Source organism: Pseudomonas sp. AF32, assembly GCF_022342325.2.
GTDB lineage: Bacteria > Pseudomonadota > Gammaproteobacteria > Pseudomonadales > Pseudomonadaceae > Aquipseudomonas > Aquipseudomonas uvaldensis.
The window spans coordinates 87,478-103,887 of sequence record NZ_RQJK02000001.1; the positions used below are offsets into that span (position 1 = coordinate 87,478).

General features: G+C 61.8%; 18 protein-coding genes. 5 read left to right on the plus strand and 13 right to left on the minus strand.

Annotated elements, in window-relative coordinates:
• Window positions 1-3: 3 nt before the first annotated feature.
• Entirely contained in the window at window positions 4-1,104 is a 1,101-nt protein-coding gene (locus tag EGM97_RS00440; RefSeq protein WP_238961372.1) for an efflux RND transporter periplasmic adaptor subunit, read from the minus strand.
• Between the two features lie 93 nt (window positions 1,105-1,197).
• Here EGM97_RS00440 and EGM97_RS00445 point away from each other — a divergent pair, with 93 nt between their 5' ends.
• Entirely contained in the window at window positions 1,198-1,833 is a 636-nt protein-coding gene (locus EGM97_RS00445; protein ID WP_238961373.1) for a TetR/AcrR family transcriptional regulator, read from the plus strand.
• A 130-nt stretch (window positions 1,834-1,963) separates the two neighbouring features.
• Here the strand turns inward: EGM97_RS00445 and EGM97_RS00450 are convergent, their stop codons facing one another.
• Complete coding sequence (locus tag EGM97_RS00450; RefSeq protein ID WP_238961374.1) at window positions 1,964-2,746, minus strand: class I SAM-dependent methyltransferase; 783 nt, start codon at window positions 2,744-2,746, stop codon at window positions 1,964-1,966.
• Between the two features lie 106 nt (window positions 2,747-2,852).
• On the opposite strand from EGM97_RS00450, the gene EGM97_RS00455 reads away from it, so the two are divergent.
• Window positions 2,853-3,473, plus strand: a complete 621-nt coding sequence (locus EGM97_RS00455; protein ID WP_238961375.1) for an energy transducer TonB — start codon at window positions 2,853-2,855, stop codon at window positions 3,471-3,473.
• Between the two features lie 48 nt (window positions 3,474-3,521).
• On the opposite strand, the gene EGM97_RS00460 is transcribed toward EGM97_RS00455, so the two are convergent.
• The 7 genes from EGM97_RS00460 to ppc all read right to left on the minus strand — a co-directional run bounded on the left by EGM97_RS00460 (window position 3,522) and on the right by ppc (window position 10,805).
• A complete protein-coding gene (locus tag EGM97_RS00460; protein WP_238961628.1) occupies window positions 3,522-4,220 on the minus strand; it encodes an extensin-like domain-containing protein in 699 nt (232 codons plus the stop codon).
• A 16-nt stretch (window positions 4,221-4,236) separates the two neighbouring features.
• Entirely contained in the window at window positions 4,237-5,058 is an 822-nt protein-coding gene (locus EGM97_RS00465) for an isocitrate lyase/PEP mutase family protein (RefSeq protein WP_238961376.1), read from the minus strand.
• A gap of 32 nt (window positions 5,059-5,090) precedes the next feature.
• Window positions 5,091-5,951: a DUF72 domain-containing protein gene (locus EGM97_RS00470; RefSeq protein ID WP_238961377.1), complete on the minus strand. Its 861-nt coding sequence runs from the start codon at window positions 5,949-5,951 to the stop codon at window positions 5,091-5,093.
• On the minus strand, window positions 5,951-6,259 hold the full coding sequence (locus EGM97_RS00475; protein ID WP_238961378.1) for a hypothetical protein: 309 nt from the start codon (window positions 6,257-6,259) through the stop codon (window positions 5,951-5,953). The genes EGM97_RS00470 and EGM97_RS00475 overlap by 1 nt, the downstream gene beginning before the upstream one ends.
• Before the next feature lie 203 nt (window positions 6,260-6,462).
• Complete coding sequence (gene tsaB / locus EGM97_RS00480) at window positions 6,463-7,140, minus strand: tRNA (adenosine(37)-N6)-threonylcarbamoyltransferase complex dimerization subunit type 1 TsaB (protein WP_238961379.1); 678 nt, start codon at window positions 7,138-7,140, stop codon at window positions 6,463-6,465.
• Between the two features lie 92 nt (window positions 7,141-7,232).
• The gene (gene adk, locus EGM97_RS00485) at window positions 7,233-7,883 is read right to left on the minus strand and encodes an adenylate kinase (RefSeq protein WP_053152677.1); all 651 of its coding nucleotides are present in this window, start codon (window positions 7,881-7,883) and stop codon (window positions 7,233-7,235) included.
• A 291-nt stretch (window positions 7,884-8,174) separates the two neighbouring features.
• Window positions 8,175-10,805 (minus strand): phosphoenolpyruvate carboxylase, encoded by a 2,631-nt coding sequence (ppc, locus tag EGM97_RS00490; protein WP_238961380.1) that lies wholly within the window; start codon window positions 10,803-10,805, stop codon window positions 8,175-8,177.
• Window positions 10,806-10,998: 193 nt separating this feature from the next.
• Here ppc and EGM97_RS00495 point away from each other — a divergent pair, with 193 nt between their 5' ends.
• The 3 genes from EGM97_RS00495 to lptF all read left to right on the plus strand — a co-directional run bounded on the left by EGM97_RS00495 (window position 10,999) and on the right by lptF (window position 12,871).
• The gene (locus tag EGM97_RS00495) at window positions 10,999-11,343 is read left to right on the plus strand and encodes a hypothetical protein (protein WP_053152674.1); all 345 of its coding nucleotides are present in this window, start codon (window positions 10,999-11,001) and stop codon (window positions 11,341-11,343) included.
• A 276-nt stretch (window positions 11,344-11,619) separates the two neighbouring features.
• The gene (locus tag EGM97_RS00500) at window positions 11,620-12,033 is read left to right on the plus strand and encodes a DUF4398 domain-containing protein (protein ID WP_238961381.1); all 414 of its coding nucleotides are present in this window, start codon (window positions 11,620-11,622) and stop codon (window positions 12,031-12,033) included.
• A gap of 49 nt (window positions 12,034-12,082) precedes the next feature.
• A complete protein-coding gene (gene lptF / locus EGM97_RS00505) occupies window positions 12,083-12,871 on the plus strand; it encodes a lipotoxin F family OmpA-related lipoprotein LptF (RefSeq protein ID WP_238961629.1) in 789 nt (262 codons plus the stop codon).
• A 178-nt stretch (window positions 12,872-13,049) separates the two neighbouring features.
• Here lptF and EGM97_RS00510 read toward each other — a convergent pair whose 3' ends face one another.
• The 4 genes from EGM97_RS00510 to EGM97_RS00525 form a co-directional block, all read right to left on the minus strand.
• Complete coding sequence (locus tag EGM97_RS00510; protein ID WP_238961382.1) at window positions 13,050-13,379, minus strand: PA3694 family proteiin; 330 nt, start codon at window positions 13,377-13,379, stop codon at window positions 13,050-13,052.
• Entirely contained in the window at window positions 13,376-14,281 is a 906-nt protein-coding gene (locus EGM97_RS00515; protein WP_238961383.1) for an alpha/beta hydrolase, read from the minus strand. Before EGM97_RS00515 ends, EGM97_RS00510 begins: the two co-directional genes overlap by 4 nt.
• Window positions 14,282-14,426: 145 nt before the next feature.
• The gene (locus EGM97_RS00520; RefSeq protein WP_238961384.1) at window positions 14,427-15,704 is read right to left on the minus strand and encodes a flavohemoglobin expression-modulating QEGLA motif protein; all 1,278 of its coding nucleotides are present in this window, start codon (window positions 15,702-15,704) and stop codon (window positions 14,427-14,429) included.
• Between the two features lie 35 nt (window positions 15,705-15,739).
• Complete coding sequence (locus tag EGM97_RS00525; protein WP_238961385.1) at window positions 15,740-16,291, minus strand: hypothetical protein; 552 nt, start codon at window positions 16,289-16,291, stop codon at window positions 15,740-15,742.
• Between the last annotated feature and the right edge of the window lie 119 nt (window positions 16,292-16,410).

A 16,410-nucleotide genomic window follows, 5' to 3' on the forward strand; every position in this document is an offset into this window, starting at 1 on the left:
GGATTACTCCTTGGCCGCCAGATTGACCACGCGGTTGGAGCGATCCACCGGCCGTACCTGCTGGCCGTCGAGGAGCACATGCACGCCGGCCGCCACCACCCAATCATTGGGGTTCAGGCCTTCAAGCACCGGCACGGACTTTTCGCCGAAGGCGCCGACGCGCACCGGGACTTTTTTCAGGGTGTTGTCGGGATTGACCACCCAGACATAGGTCGCGCCGTTCTCGGCGGTGAGCGCCGACAGTGGAACCGACAGTGGCACCTTGTCCGCGGCCTGGATAAACACCCGCGCACTCTGGCCCAGCTCAGCCGGAACGCTGCCCGACGTGAACGCTACGCGAGCGGCGAACGTACGGGATTTGGGGTCCGCGGCCGGCGAAAGTTCTCGAATATGCCCACTGAAGCGCTGATCGGGCTGACTCCACAGCTCCACCGAGACAGGCTGACCAATCTTGAACCGACCGAAACTCTGTTCCGGCAGGCTAATCAGCACTTCACGTTCGCCATCGGTGGCCAGGGTGAAGACGGTCTGCCCGGCCGACACCACCTGTCCGACTTCCACCGAACGCCGGGCCACCACACCGTCCTGGGGCGCGCGCAGGACCGAATAGCTGGCCTGGTTGTTGGCAACGTCGAATTCGGCCTGGATCTGCTTGAGCCGGGCGGCGCCGGAACGGTAGAGATTTTCGGCGTTGTCGTACTGCGAGCGACTGACCATCTGCCGATCCAGCAAGGTCTTGTAGCGGTCACGTTCAGCACGCACCAGGTTGAGATTGGCCTCGGCGGCGGCGACCTGGGCCCGGGTGGCTTCCAGTTGCAGGCGCACATCCTGAGGATCGAGTTCGGCCAGCGGTTGATTAGCCTTGACCCGCTGGCCTTCTTCGACCAGTCGTCGGCTCACTTTGCCGCCGATGCGAAACGCCAGGTCCGGCTCGAAACGAGCCCGCACTTCGCCGGGATAGCTTTGCGTCGCCTGGGCCGAAGGCTCCGGTTTGACTACCATGGCGGGGCGCACGGCGACGGACACCGGCTCGTCATGGCCACACGCAGACAATAAAAAAACCAGGCTGACTGGCAGGGCGAGGGACGACGCATAGCGGAACATGACGAGAGACCTTTCGCTAAGGATGCTTGGAATAATTATACTGGCGAGTATGTTATTAATAGCAAACTCACCAGTCCAGTATTAAAGCGAAGAATGTCGAACAATCTTTCACCGCCCAACGGCCCTGGCCGCCCGAAGGATCTGGCCAAGCGCCAGGCCATTCTCGATGCGGCAAAACGGCTGTTTCTCAGTATGGGATATGCCAGCACCAGCATGGACGCGGTCGCCGCCGAGGCGGGCGTGTCGAAGCTCACGGTCTATAGCCATTTCAACGACAAGGAAACGCTGTTTTCCGCCGCCGTGATCGCCCAGTGCGAAGAGCAGGTACCGCCACTGTTTTTCGAATGGCCTGAGGGGGTGCCGATTGAAAACGTACTGTTGAACATCGCCCGTGGCTTCCATCAACTGATCAGCAGCGCTGAATCGGTGAACCTGCACCGGCTGATCATGGCCCTGGGCAGCCAGGACCCGAAACTCTCGACGATTTTCTACGAGGCCGGTCCACAGCGAATGCTCTGCGGCATGGAGCGGTTGCTGAGCAAGATAAGCCAGAGTGGCGCCCTTTCCATCGACAAACCTCGCCATGCCGCCGAGCATTTTTTCTGCCTGATCAAGGGTGCACCGAATTTCCGACTGTTGTACGGCTGCGGCGCGCCGCTGGACGCCGAAGCGGCCGAGGCCCATGTGCGGGAAGTGGTGGGGTTGTTCATTCGGGCTTATCGCCCTTAGTTCTCGGTGTACTGCAGGGCCTCATCGCGAGCAGGCTCGCTCCCGCACAGGTCCGGTGTCGTTCATCGACGTGGTATTCGACACTGATCCCTGTGGGAGCGAGCCTGCTCGCGATGAAGGCGCCTCGGTCTCAGGGCTTGAGCGCCTTCTTCGGATAGATATCGTAACGACTGGACTTGCCCTCCAGCCCATGGCTCGGCTTAGGTCCTTCGATGCACGGCGCCTTGCGTGGGCGCTTGACCACCACCCGATGGGTCGCCAGGGCCAGGGCCGCCGCCAGCAACGCAGGGGCATCCGCGTCGTCACCCACCAGAGGACGGAACAGACGCATCTCCTTCTTCACCAGGGCGGTTTTCTCACGGTGGGGAAACATGGGGTCCAGGTAGATCACCTGGGGCGGCTCGCCTTCCCAGTTACGCATCAACTCGATGGAGTTACCCTTGAGCAGGCGCATACGGCCCACAATGGGGGCCACGTCGAAATCCTCCGTCCCACGAGCCAGCCCGTCCTCCAGCAAGGCACCGATCAGCGGCTGGCGCTCGATCAGGCTCATGTCACAGCCGAGGCTGGCCAGCACGAAGGCGTCCTTGCCCAGCCCGGCCGTGGCGTCCAGCACACGAGGCCGCACACCCTGGGCGATGCCGACCGCCTTGGCGATCATCTGCCCGCTGCCACCGCCATACAACCGGCGATGAGCCGCTCCGCCCTCGACGAAGTCCACCCGCACCGGCCCCGGCGCATCCGGCCCCAATTGCTGCAATTGCAGCCCCTGCTCGCCGACCTGCAAGGCAAACTCGCTATCATCCACCTGAAGGGGCAGCCCAAGCCGCTGGGCCCAATGCTCCGCCTGGGGCTGGAAGGCCGGGGCCAGGGCCTCGACGTGGATGCGGCAGGCCGCAGGTTGCTCACTCATGGAAGTTGTTCATTCGCAAACATGCTCAAAAAATTAAGGATCGGCAAAAACGGCCGATAACAACGGTGAACGGCATTTTGCCAGAGCTGAGCGTCGACCGAAAAAAATGTCAGACATTCAATCCACATCGATAGGCGTTATCTCCCCTTACGGCGATTACAGCCTGCGTAACACCCAAGCGCTGAGCGGTGTCAGTCACCTGTGGCAGGATTTCTTTGCCCGGGCCCTGGCCGATCAACTGGGTGAAAACGCACCGGCGCCGGGCAGCTACCAGCCCGCCACCCTCGATGAAGCGGTTGAACCGACCCTCGGCGCCGAGTTGCTGGATCACATCGTCAGCCAACGCACCCTCGACGTGAAAGATACCCCGGTCAAGCCACCGGAGCCGTTGTTCCTGCCTATCGCCGAATTCGAACTCGACTTGCTGGACAAACCGTTCCCGCCCTTCCCGCCGGAAGAAATCGCCGCCCAGCAAAAACAGCAGAACTTCGAGAGCCACTGGGTTCGCCCCATCGTCCTCGCCGCCGGCCAACCGCTGCCCGAGCCTGGCCCGGCACCGCAGCCACGCCCGCTGCACCTGCCTATTGCCGAGTTTGAACTGGACCTGCTGGACAAACCCTTCCCGCCGTTCCCGGAAGAAGAAATCGTGGCCCAACAGAAAGCCCTGGATTTCGATACCCGCTGGGCACGCCCGATCGTGTTGCAGAACCTGCGTATCGCCGCCTGACGGGTGTCCCGTATCACCAATACGGTTCCTTTTTGACGGAACAAGACACTATCGACAGATCCACCACGGCCCCACGTCCAAGTGGAAATGGTTGCGGTGCGCCGCATTGTAATCCGGGCTCAAGACCACACTGAACATGTCACAGGCCCCGTCGCGCACCTCACGCAGGAAACGCGCATCGTTGCTGTCTTTCGGCCAATCCCTGAGCACGCTGACCGTGCGACCGTCCGCCAGGCGAAACCCGGCGATGTCTAACGCACTGGCCGTGGCATGCTGGCTGCGCGCACCGGTTTCCCGACCGTACATGTTACGGCAAGCGAAACTGCCCAGGTGATCCACCCGCGTCACTTTCTGCCCGTAGGCACCTATAGCCGCCGGCTGCAATGCATGGCGCTCGAACAGGGCGAACGCCACCGCCAACGGACAACTGGCCAGGAAGCTGCTGCTCAATGCCACCTCGCCACCCTGCACCCTCAACACGTTGGTCAGCGGGCAGTCAGCCTTGGCGCCACTGTCGGCCTGGCGAGCGGTCCGCAACCCGGAGGTCGAGAGGGCCTGGTCGCACAGTTGTGGGTCGTTGCGCAGGGCCATGAGCTTGTAGCGGGTCAGCAGGTTCGGCGGGACGTTGACATCCAGGGGTGCCCAGGGATTCCACTGCGGTGGCAGCGACAGCCAACCGCGCCATGCCGCGAATAACGCAACGCCCACCAACAGCCCCACCACCAGCAAACCTTTCAGAACCCGCACGGCCATGCCTCGATCATCAGCCCTTGAACAGCTCGTTGGCCTGCTTGAACGGCATTGAGCGTTTTGTGAAGGTGAACGTGCCGTGCTGCTGGATCTCCTCGGCAGCGCGGAAGAATTCGCCATACGCCGCCAGGGCCAGGGCCGAACCGACGCTGATACGCTTGACGCCCAATTCGCTCAGCTGCGCGACCGTCAAGTCCAGCGCCCCGGACATCAACACGTTCACCAGTTTCGGTGCCACGGCCTGAACCACGGCGAGCACTTGCTCGGCAGTGCTTAACCCCGGGGCATACAACACATCGGCACCCGCGTCGGCGAATGCCTTCAAGCGACGAATCGTGTCATCCAGATCGGGATTGCCGTGCAGGAAGTTTTCCGCGCGGGCCGTCAGCAGGAAAGGAAACGGCAGGCTGCGCACCGCGTCGGCTGCGGCCTTGACCCGTGCCACGGCATGGTCGAAGCAATAAATCGGGCTTTCTTCGCGCCCCGTGGCGTCTTCGATGGAGCCCCCGACCGCACCGGCGTGCGCCGCACGAAGCAGGTTGCGGGCGCAATCCTCGGGCCCATCGGCAAAGCCGTTCTCCAGATCGACCGCCACCGGCAGGTCAGTGGCCGCCACGATGGCCCGGACATTGGCGAGCGTGTCCTCCAGCGCCAGGGCGCCATCGGGCCGGGCCAGGGAGAAAGCATGACCGGCGCTGGTGGTCGCCAGCGCCTCGAAACCGAGCGTTGCCAGCATTTTCGCGGAACCGGCATCCCACGGATTGGGAATGACAAAGGCCCCTTCGCGTTCATGCAAGGCCTTGAACGCCTGGGCTCGACGGGTTTGTGCATCCATGAATGTGGCTCCTGAGCAGAGAAGATATCGCCTCAGAGCAAACCCAGTTGCTCGGCGGCGGGCTCTCTGTATAGCTCAGGCAGGGCCGGCAGGCCAGGCAATCGAGTCATCAATCGCCGATGGAAATGTTGCGCGAGTTTCGCCGCCAGCCGGTTATCCGAGGTATGCAAGAAGATATAAGGCGTACGCCCTTCTTCGATCCAGCCGGCGATCTTCTCCACCCATGGCGTCAGGAACGGCTCGTTGGCCTCCAGCACCGGATGACCGATGAAACGCACTTGCGGGTATTGGGTAAAAGCTGCCGGCCGAGGCGGCACCCGGGGTTTCTTCGATTGAGCATGGAGCACCGCCGGATCGGTCGAGGTACAACTGAACAAAGCCCGCGGGTCGAGACAGATGCGCTCGACGCCACGGTCAAGCAACAAGCGATTGAGACGCCGCTCGGCATCGCCCTTGGCGAAGAACTCATCGTGGCGGACTTCTACCGCCAGGGGACGCTGCAAGGCGTCGATGAACCCGGCCAACTCGGGCAGTCGATTCGGGGTGAAGGCCTTGGACAGTTGCAGCCAGAACGGCGAGACACGCTCGTCCAAGGGGCTGAGCAGTTGCAGGAACGTGTCGACGGCCACCGGGTGTTCACGCAAGTCGCCACCGTGGCTGATATCACCGGGAAACTTGGCGGTGAAGCGAAAATGCTCGGGCATGGTATCGGCCCAGCGCTGCACGATGGCCGCTGACGGGCTCGCGTAGAAGGTGGTGTTGCCTTCCACGGCATTGAACACTTGAGTGTAGAGATTCAGGAAATCGGAGCTTCTGGCATCCTGGGGATAAAGGTAATCGCGCCAGGCATTTTCGCTCCAGGACGGACAGCCCAGGTAATAAGGCAACACCATCAGATATAGAGGTCGAGCCCCAGCACTTCCATATCCCAGTCGACGAAACCGGCGGTGCTCAGGTAGCTCGCCAGGGCGGTCGCCACGCTTCGGGTCATGGCACGGTGGTAAATCATGTCTTGCTGACGGGCGGGAAGATTGCTCAGGCGTTGCGCGGAGGCTTTGGCGGCACGGGCAGCCAATTGCTCTTCGGACGGAAACTCCAGTTCGCCATCGACGTCGTCGAAGGTCTCCTGATCAGCGATCTTGCCCGTACGAGGCCTGCGCTTGATGGGATAGGACTGAGAAGAAACGCCGTCTATACGCATGACAGAATGCTCGGTATCAATGATGGCAATTTAGCGGCACTTTTAAAGCCGCGCAAATGCGCAAGTGATAACTAGAACACATAAAAGCTAAAAGGTTTAAAAACGGGGTAAAAAAATGACGACTGGTAATATCGGCTGTGACTTTTGGCGGAGAGTTCGTTGGGTGGGAGCAAGGCTAGCTCCCTCCGCCTGTAGAGCTGGGGTTAGCGTTCGGATTTAGGCGTGGCGACCTTGTCCCGCAGGTAAACAGGCTGGGCATCATCGGCCGGAATGGCTTCGCCACGCTCCCAGGCAAAACGCGCCAGGGTGAGCAGGTCTTCGGCGTGAGGCAACGAGGTGGCGTCCTGGCCGCTGAGCTTCACGGCAATTCGATCGCCGTAGCCCCAACCGGTGCCGGCGCCGAACCACTCCCCCTCGGCGCCTGCCGGCAACGCCGCGACTTCGGGTGGCAGAACCGCTTCGGCCCCCACCAGGCGCATCTCGCCAGCGGTTTCCCGGTAGCAGCCCCAGTACACCTCATCCATGCGCGCATCGATGGCAGCCGCCACCTGGCGGGCGCCATGCTCACGCAATGCCCGCTGGGCCAGCACCGCCAGGTTCGACACCGGCAGAACCGGGCGCTCCAAGGCAAACGCCAGCCCCTGCACCACACCAATGGCGATGCGCACGCCGGTGAAGGCCCCCGGGCCACGACCGAAGGCAATTGCATCCACCGCCTGCAAGGTCGTGCCGGCATCGCTGAGCAACTGCTGGATCATCGGCAGCAGTTTCTGGGCATGCAGGCGCGGAATCACCTCGTAATGGCTCGTGACCTTGCCGTCGTGCAGCAAGGCAACGGAGCAAGCTTCAGTCGCGGTGTCCAGTGCCAGCAAGGTGCTCATCGATGTGTCCGTCAGTCAGGTAGGAAAAGTGCGCCAGTATAAACAACTCCGGCCCGCAAGCGGGCCGGAGTCGAGACAGCGGATCAGATCTCTCAGCTCAGCGCTTCAAGCACTTTGCTGGTGATTGCATCGACCGAGCCGACGCCTGGGATGTGGCTGTACTTTGGCTTGCCCTGGGTCTTGGTGGACAAGTCCTGGTAGAAGGCCACCAGTGGTTTGGTCTGGGAATGGTAGACCGACAGGCGATGACGCACGGTTTCTTCAGTGTCGTCCTTGCGCTGCACCAGTTCTTCACCGGTGATGTCGTCCTTGCCAGCCAGTTTTGGCGGGTTGTAGACGGTGTGGTAGACGCGGCCCGATGGCTCGTGGACGCGGCGCCCGGCGATACGCTGGACGATCTCTTCGTCATCCACGGCGATTTCCACGACGTGGTCCAGTTCCACACCGGCTTCCACCAAGGCTTCGGCCTGTGGAATGGTGCGTGGGAAACCGTCGAACAGGAAACCGTTGGCGCAGTCGGGTTGAGCGATACGATCCTTGACCAATGCGATGATCAGGTCATCCGACACCAGGCCGCCAGCGTCCATGATGCCCTTGGCCTTGATGCCCAGCTCGGTGCCGGCCTTGACCGCCGCTCGCAGCATGTCGCCGGTGGAGATTTGCGGGATACCGAATTTTTCAGTGATGAACTTAGCCTGAGTACCTTTACCGGCCCCGGGAGCTCCCAGCAGAATGACGCGCATCGATGTGCTCCTCAATTTTTTTATGTAAAACGCTCGGATTCGCCTCGTGGGGCCAATCTCGGAAAACTGGATCGTGGCCGCCCAAACGGCCAAGGGCTGCTCAAGATACACAGCGGGCCCCACCCACACAAGCCGCCGAAAGTCGGAGGAACCCCCGCCCGGCGCGACCTTTGGATGAGGTGGCGAACGTCGCAACCGGGCAACAAACTGTCGCCCGGCCGACCTGATCGTGCACACGCCAGGCACTGCCCGGCGAAAGCGGGCGTGCCCTGGAAAGACATCAGACGGACCTCAACCGGTGTTGCGCAAGCCAGCGGCGATCCCCGCTACAGACACTAACAACGCCTGTTCCACGGGGCTGCCCTGGGCAACGTCCTGCTGCCTCGAACGCGCCAGGAGTTCGGCTTGCAACAGGTGCAACGGGTCCAGGTAGGTGTTGCGCAGGCTGATGAACTCCAGTGTCTCTGGGCTATGTGCCAGTAGCTGCGACTGACCGGTCAAACCCAGGACCACGGAGCAGGCCTGCGACAATAGGTCGCGTAAGTGCGCACCCAATGGTTGCAGTGCCGGTTCCACCAGACGCTCGTCGTAGGAGCGCGCGATATCGGCATCCGCCTTGGCCAGCACCATTTCCAGCATGTCGATGCGGGTCCGGAAGAAGGGCCACTGCTCGCGCATCTGCCCCAGCAACTCACCCTCGCCACGCTCCAGCGCCTTGCTCAGGGCGGTTTCCCAGCCGAGCCAGGCCGGCAACATCAGGCGGGTCTGGGTCCAGCCGAAGATCCAGGGAATCGCCCGCAGGCTTTCGATACCTCCAGCCCGCCGCTTGGCCGGCCGGCTGCCCAGGGGCAGGCGGCCCAGCTCCTGCTCCGGCGTGGACTGGCGGAAATACTCGACGAACTGCGGGTTTTCCCGCACCACGGCGCGGTACGCCTTGACGCCGTCGGCCGCCAGTTCATCCATCAGGTGCCGCCACTGGGGCGTGGGCGGCGGCGGTGGCAGCAAGGTCGCCTCCAGCACCGCTGCGAGGTAGAGGTTGAGGTTTTGTTCGGCGATGTCCGGCAGGCCGAATTTGAAACGAATCATTTCACCCTGTTCGGTGGTGCGGAAACGTCCCGCCACCGATCCTGGCGGCTGCGACAGGATGGCCGCATGTGCCGGGCCGCCCCCACGCCCCACGGTGCCACCACGGCCATGGAACAGCAGCAATTCGACTTGCTGTTCGCGGCAGATGTCCACCAGCCGTTCCTGAGCCCGGTATTGGGCCCAGGCCGCCGCCGTGGTTCCGGCGTCCTTGGCCGAATCGGAGTAACCGATCATCACTTCCTGGGGCCCTTGCAACCGGGAACGGTAACCCGGCAACAGCAACAACCGCTCGATCACCGGCCCGGCGTTGTCCAGGTCCGCCAGGGTTTCGAACAGCGGCACCACCCGCATCGGCCGCAACACGCCTGCCTCTTTCAACAGCAGCTGGACCGCCAGCACATCGGAAGCCGCGCCAGCCATGGAGATCACATACGACCCCAGTGATGCCGCCGGCGCCGCCGCGACTTCCCGGCAGGTCGCCAGGACTTCCGCCGTATCCGCCGAAGGCTTGAAATTGGACGGCAGCAGCGGGCGACGGTTATTCAGCTCGTCCAGCAGGAAGCCGATGCGCTGCTCCTCGTCCCATTCCTCGTAGCGGCCAAGTCCCAGGTAATCGGTAATTTCGGTCATGGCGGCGGTATGACGCGTCGAGTCCTGACGCACATCGAGGCGCACCAGGAACAACCCGAACGTCACTGCCCGGCGCAGGCAGTCGAGCAACGGCCCGTCGGCGATCACGCCCATGCCGCACTCATGCAGCGACTGGTAGCACAGCTCCAGGGGATCGAGCAGCTCGCGGTTGTTCTGCAACACCTCCGCCGGGGCCGGCGTAGCGACTTTGAGCGATGCCTGTGCCCAATTGCGCGTGGCCCGCAAGCGCTCGCGCAATTGCTTGAGCACCGCACGATAAGGTTCGGCACTGTCGCCGGCCTGGGCACGCAACGCGTCGCTGGCCTTTTGCATGGACAGGTCGGCCGCCAGCTGATCGACGTCGCGCAGGTACAGGTCGGCCGCCATCCAGCGCGCCAGCAACAAGACTTCGCGGGTCACGGCGGCCGTGACATTCGGGTTGCCGTCGCGGTCGCCGCCCATCCAGGAAGCAAAGCGCACCGGCGCAGCCTCCAATGGCAGGCGCAGGCCGGTGGCGGCGTGCAGGGCCTGGTCGGCCTTGCGCAGATAGTTGGGGATGGCGTGCCACAGCGAATGCTCGATCACGGCGAAGCCCCACTTGGCTTCATCGACGGGAGTCGGCCGGGTACGGCGGATTTCCTCGGTGTGCCAGGCTTCGGCGATCAATCGCTGAAGACGCTGATGAATCTGCGCCCGTTCGGCGGTGGTCAGGTCCCGATGATCCTGTGCCGCCAGTTGCGCGGCGATGGCGTCGTATTTCTGGATCAGGGTACGGCGGGCCACTTCCGTGGGGTGCGCAGTGAGGACCAGTTCGATCTCCAGCCGGCCCAATTGCCGTGCCAGGGATTCGGCACTGTGTCCCTCGGCCCGCAACCGCGCCAGCAGTTCCGGCAACACCCGCGCCTCGAACGGCGCAGGCTTGGATTCGTCGCGCCGGTGGATCAGTTGATACTGCTCGGCGATGTTGGCCAGATTCAGGAACTGGTTGAACGCCCGTGCCACCGGCAGCAGTTCATCCTCGGTCAACTGATTGAGGCTGGCGCTGAGTTCGGCATCCGCGGAGCCACGCCGATCGGCCTTGGCGCCCTTGCGAATCTGCTCGATCTTGTCGAGAAACCGATCCCCGTACTGTTCGCGAATGGTGTTGCCCAACAACTCGCCAAGCAGGTGAACATCCTCGCGCAAGCGTGCATCGATATCGGTCATCAGCAGTTCTCCAGCAAAAAGGTCCGGACAGCTATCGGGTTAGACACATGAGTTAGAGAGTGCCGATGCCAGTCGTTTATGACAAGCGACGAAGGGTCTTTAAACCTTGTAGGGCAAAGCTAGTCTCATGAGTAAGCCACACGACGGCTTGCCGTTCACCGCGCCTGCCACGAGCAGACTGATTGAGGTCATCATGAAAATCCGTGAGCTTGCCCAGCACTGGGAAGAAAACGCCAAGGGCCACCTGACCCAGACCGGCTACACGATTCATCTGGATGTAGAAGCCGCCGCACGCCTGGCGGCGATCTGCGATATGTACCCCAAACGCCAGCCCGAAGAATTGCTCGGCGAACTGATCGGGGCAGCCCTGGAAGAACTGGAAGCGAGCTTCCCGTACGTCAAGGGTTCACAAGTGGTCGCCACCGACGAAGAAGGCGACCCGCTGTACGAAGACGTCGGTCCTACGCCGCGATTCCTCGCCCTTTCCCGCCGCCATCTGCATCAGCTTTCGTCGCAGAACGACAAGTCGAAGCACTGACACATCCTCCTTCCGTACCGCTTCCCAGCGCCGTCATTTGGCGCTGGGAATACCGCTGCGCGCCTTGAAAGTTCAGCTTTTTTCACCTTGACCGATCGGTCAGCAATACTTTTTGGCGATTGGCCATCTTTGCTGAACTTTTGAAAAACGCCCTGTGTCACACCGAATAACCATACTGGAACGGTTGTTTAAATAAACGCGCCCTGGCCCCCCGTAAAAACAGACGCCAGGCTTGGCGTTTCAGCATGGATTTGTAGTTTTCTCAGGAGTTTTCCAATGGAGTTGAAGCCTATGAATACCTGCACTGCCAAACCCTCAGCCAATGGCCTGCGCGGCCTGAAATTGGCCGCCCTGGCCATCGGTAGCAGCTTCATCCTGGCCGGTTGTGCCGGAAATCCACCGTCGGAGCAGTACGCGGTGACGCAATCGGCGGTCAACAGCGCCGTCAGCGCCGGCGGTACCGAATTCGCCGCCGTGGAAATGAAGTCCGCCCAGGACAAGCTCAAGCAGGCCGAGATCGCCATGCACGACAAAAACTACGCCGAAGCCAAGCGTCTGGCCGAACAGGCCGAGTGGGACGCACGCGTAGCCGAGCGCAAGGCCCAAGCCGCCAAGGCTGAACAGGCTCTCAAGGATTCCCAGAAAGGGGTTCAGGAGTTGCGTCAGGAAGGCATGAACAAGATTCAGTAAGCCATTCATGCCGCGACCACTGTTATTGATAAAAGGACGACAGACTATGATGCACAAACATTTGATGATGCCCGCCCTGCTCGCTGCCTGTGTTTCGCTGGCCGCTTGCTCCACCGACCCTAACGTGAACCTGGAGCAGGCCCGTACCAACTACAACGGCCTGCAGGCCGACCCGGCGGCGACCAAGGTCGCTGCACTGGAAACCAAGGACGCTGCCGATTTCCTGGCCAAGGCCGACAAGGCCTATCTGGACAAGGAAGACGAAGCCAAGGTCGACCAACTGGCCTACCTGACCAACCAGCGCGTTGAAGTGGCCAAGCAGACCATCGCCCTGCGCACCGCCGAAGCCGAACTGAAAAATGCCGGCGACGAACGCGCCCGCGCTTTGCTTGAAGCTCGCAACGCCCAGATCAAGCAACTGCAGGACAGCCTCAACGCCAAGCAGACTGAGCGCGGTACGGTCGTGACATTCGGCGACGTGCTGTTTGCCACCAACAAGTCCGACCTGCGCGCAAACGGCGTGGCCAACGTGAACAAACTGGCGCAGTTCCTCCAGGAAAACCCGGACCGCAAGGTGATCATCGAGGGTTACACCGACAGCACCGGTTCGGACTCCTACAACCAGTCGCTGTCCGAGCGTCGCGCCAGCTCCGTGCGCACCGCACTGGTGAAAATGGGCGTCGACCCGGCCCGCATCGTGACCCAGGGTTATGGCAAGGAATTCCCGGTCGCCGACAACACCAGCGTCTCGGGCCGCGCCATGAACCGTCGGGTGGAAGTGACCATTTCCAACGACAACCAGCCTGTGGCACCGCGCTCGAGCCTGAGCGCCAACTGATGGGTTGAATGCCACGAAAAAGCCCCGCCTGACTGCATCAGGCGGGGCTCTTTATTAGCTGCACCTCGGCCAATGTGGGAGCGGGCTTGCTCGCGAAAGCGGTGTGTCAGTTAACGATGATGTCGACTGATCCACCGCCTTCGCGAGCAAGCCCGCTCCCACATTAGAGAGGGTTGAGTTACGGTTGGAGCTTCTGCGGCGTCTCTTGTCCCATGCACCGCACAGCGCGTTTCTTGTCGTTGACCAACACACCGGTCAGGCCTTTCTGTTCGGTATCGAACAGCACCAGCACGCCGTCGATGCACTGGGCCACCTGGGGCGCCGGCTCCAGGGAGACTTTGTAGTCTTCGCCCGGCACGGTCTTGAGCATGGTGAATTCGTTGAGCAGCAACGCATCCTCGGGCTTGGCGAAGTGCAGGTAGCCGTAGTACCAAAGCACCGCGACGGTGCCAAGGATGCTGCAGATACCGGTGATGATCAGGGGAATGGCGTTACGTTCTTCGCTCATTGCGGGCTCTCAGGAGTTTCAACGGATGTTTTCGGATAATTCGGGACTTCGCCCAGACGGCGCAGGCCGTCGAAATGTCGGGGATCGTCGAGGTAACGCAGCATCACCGTACGCCAGGTCGGGTCGGCGAACGTCTGCACGTGGCCGCCGCGGGTCAGTTGCAGGACCCGCGGCGGCGGTGCAGCTTGATACAAGCGGATGCCATTGGAAAGCGGCACGATCGGGTCATCGAGGCTGTGGTAGATCAGTTTCGGTACATCGATCAGTTGCGCGATCGAGCCGATTGCACTGTCGCCGTCAGGCACCAGCCAGGACAGCGGCACCTGGAACGTCCAGGTCAGCCATGACGTGCTCAAGGCGAAACGCCCGACATCGCGATAGCTGGCAGGCACACCATCGAGCACCAACGCTTTGAGTTGCCGTTGGCGCTGCGGATGTTCGACCAGATAGTGCACCGCCAACGCACCGCCCAGGCTCTGGCCAAGCAGCACCAGCGGCTTGCCCTGGACCTCGGGTGACTGGTCGAGCCACTTGAACGCCGCGTCGATGTCCTGATAAATCGCCGGCAGGCTCGGCTCGCCTTCGGACAAGCCATATCCCCGATAGTCGACCATCAGAACCTGATAGCCCTGCTCCGGCAGCCACCAGCTGCCACCGAGGTGCCAGGACAGGTTGCCGCCGTTGCCGTGCAAGTGCAGCACCGTCCCCTTGACCTCGACGCCTTTCCTGACGGGCAGCCACCAGCCGTGGAGCCGCAGGCCATCCGCGGTAGTCAGCGTGACGTCACGGTAATCGAGCCGGGCCCGCTCCGGGGTGAAGGGCTGGCCGCGCTCGGGGTAGAACAGCAGGGAACTGCAACCGCTCAGGGCCAACAGCAGGCAGATGATGCCGAGGGTTCGCATCCGGTGAAGCCTCGTAACACTTGAAGTTGAAACACGGTCCCTGTGGGAGCGGGCTTGCTCGCGAATGCGCTAAGTCAGTGACCTATGTATCGACTGACACACCACCTTCGCGAGCAAGCCCGCTCCCACAGGGGGTTGGGGTGACTCAAAGGATATTGGAATAATCCGCTTCGATCCGGTCCAGGCTCAGATGGTTCAGGAAGTTGGAGAAGCACATCCATGCCGACAACGCATTCATGTCGCGGAACTGATCGGGCAGGTACTTGGGCGGCACGACCAGGCCTTCATCCACCAGTTGCCGCAGGGTACGCATGTCCTCCAGAGTGGTCTTGCCGCAGAACAGCAGCGGCACTTGCTCCAGCTTGCCCTTGCGCACGGCCAACTGAATGTAGTTGTAAACCATGATGAAGCCCTTGAGGTAGGACAAATCTTTGGTGAATGGCAGACCGGTCGGCACCGAGCCACGGAAAACCCGACTGGCGTTGCCGTAGCTTTCAGCCATCTCAAAACCCTGCTCGCGGAAGAATTCGAAGATCTGGAGGAAATCGGCGCCCTCTTCCACCATATGGATCGCCCGGGTGCGGTTGGTGAGTTTGCGCAGGCGGCTCGGGTAGGAGGCGAACGTAATGATTTCCATCAGGATCGCCAGGCCTTCCTGGGTCACCGTGGACGAGGGCGGCCCCTTGGACAGGAAGGTGCAGATCGGCTGGTTCAAGCCATTGAGAGTCGTCCCGACGTGGACCAGGCCCTCATGGACCTCAAGGGCTCGCACGTCGCGCTCGTTGAACATCGCATCGGTACGGATCTTGATGTAGTCGGCGCCCGCCGCTGCGTCGGCGACGATGCCATCGGACTCGAACACCCGGATGGTTTCCTCGGCCTCGCCGAACACCCGATTGAGCCGGTGCTGCAACAGGTTGACCGCGTCCTTGGCACTGAGGATTTTTGGCTCGTCCTTTAGATCCCCACGGCCATCGATGTTGTTGAGGTAATCGGACAGCATCAGGCCCAGGTCGGACAGGGTCGGGTCACCGGCATGGAAGGCGTCGGACGCGGCGCCGTACAGTTCCTGGGAAATCAATCCGAAATCCTCGGTGCCGCGGGCCTCGAGCATGCGCACCACCATGCGGTATTCCTTGCACATGCGACGCATGATCTGGCCGACCGGGTTGAACTGCCCGAGCTGACGGGTAATGTCCCGTTCGATGTTCTGGAATTCCAGCTTCACCCCGCTGGAGTCGAAGGACAACGGTCGGTTGAGGTAATAATCGCGGTCCACGGCGGGCAGTTCCTTGCCCTTGGCCTTGAGAAAACCCTTGCGGATGTTCTCGTCCCACTTCACCGCGTCGAGAATGCGAATCGGCGTTTGCGCCAGCACTATGCGATCGGACAAGGTGCGTATCGTCTGCTGGTAATCGTCCACCCGAAACTCCTGATAAAAACGTCCGTTGAATACTGTTATTGGGCCTTGAGCCGTTGATAGCGCACAGCCTCCGAGAACACGTCGGAATTGGCCGGGTCGTCGAGGTAACTGAAGACCTTGCGCATGTCGCTGTCCACCAGCACACCCTCTCCCTCTTCGCTGTGGTTCGACTGGCCGCTGAGAAGCTTCTGGCCGATGGCCTGATTGATCTGTTCGATGTCCAGGTTGTAGACCACCAGCTCCTGCTTGTCGGTCAGCTCGAATCCGGCGATGACAAAATGCCCGCCGTATCGGGCCGGCACCTTGGCCGACAAGTACCAGCGGCTGCCGTGACGGGAGACGGTCAGGGGAATGGCTTCGCGCTCATGGGGCCGAGCCCGGAAGTAAGTGATGGCCTGGTAGCGGTGCTTGCCGACTTTCGTCAACTCCAGGTTCAACGGCTCGCCCCAGGCGTTGGTACTGGTCCAATGCCCGAGCAGGCCTTCGGGCGCAGCTTCGCTGTCGGGCAACGGCGCCGTGAAGGATACCAGGCAGCCACTGAGCAGCAGCAACGACACGGCCAGTACAACGGCACGCCAGGCTTTCATTTGAACTCCCTATGGCAGGCGACGCTTGGTCCCCTGTGGCGAGGGGATTTATCCCCGTTGGGCTGCGCAGCAGACCCAAACCCTTCAACTCGGTCTGCCTGAGGCACCGAGTTGTAGGG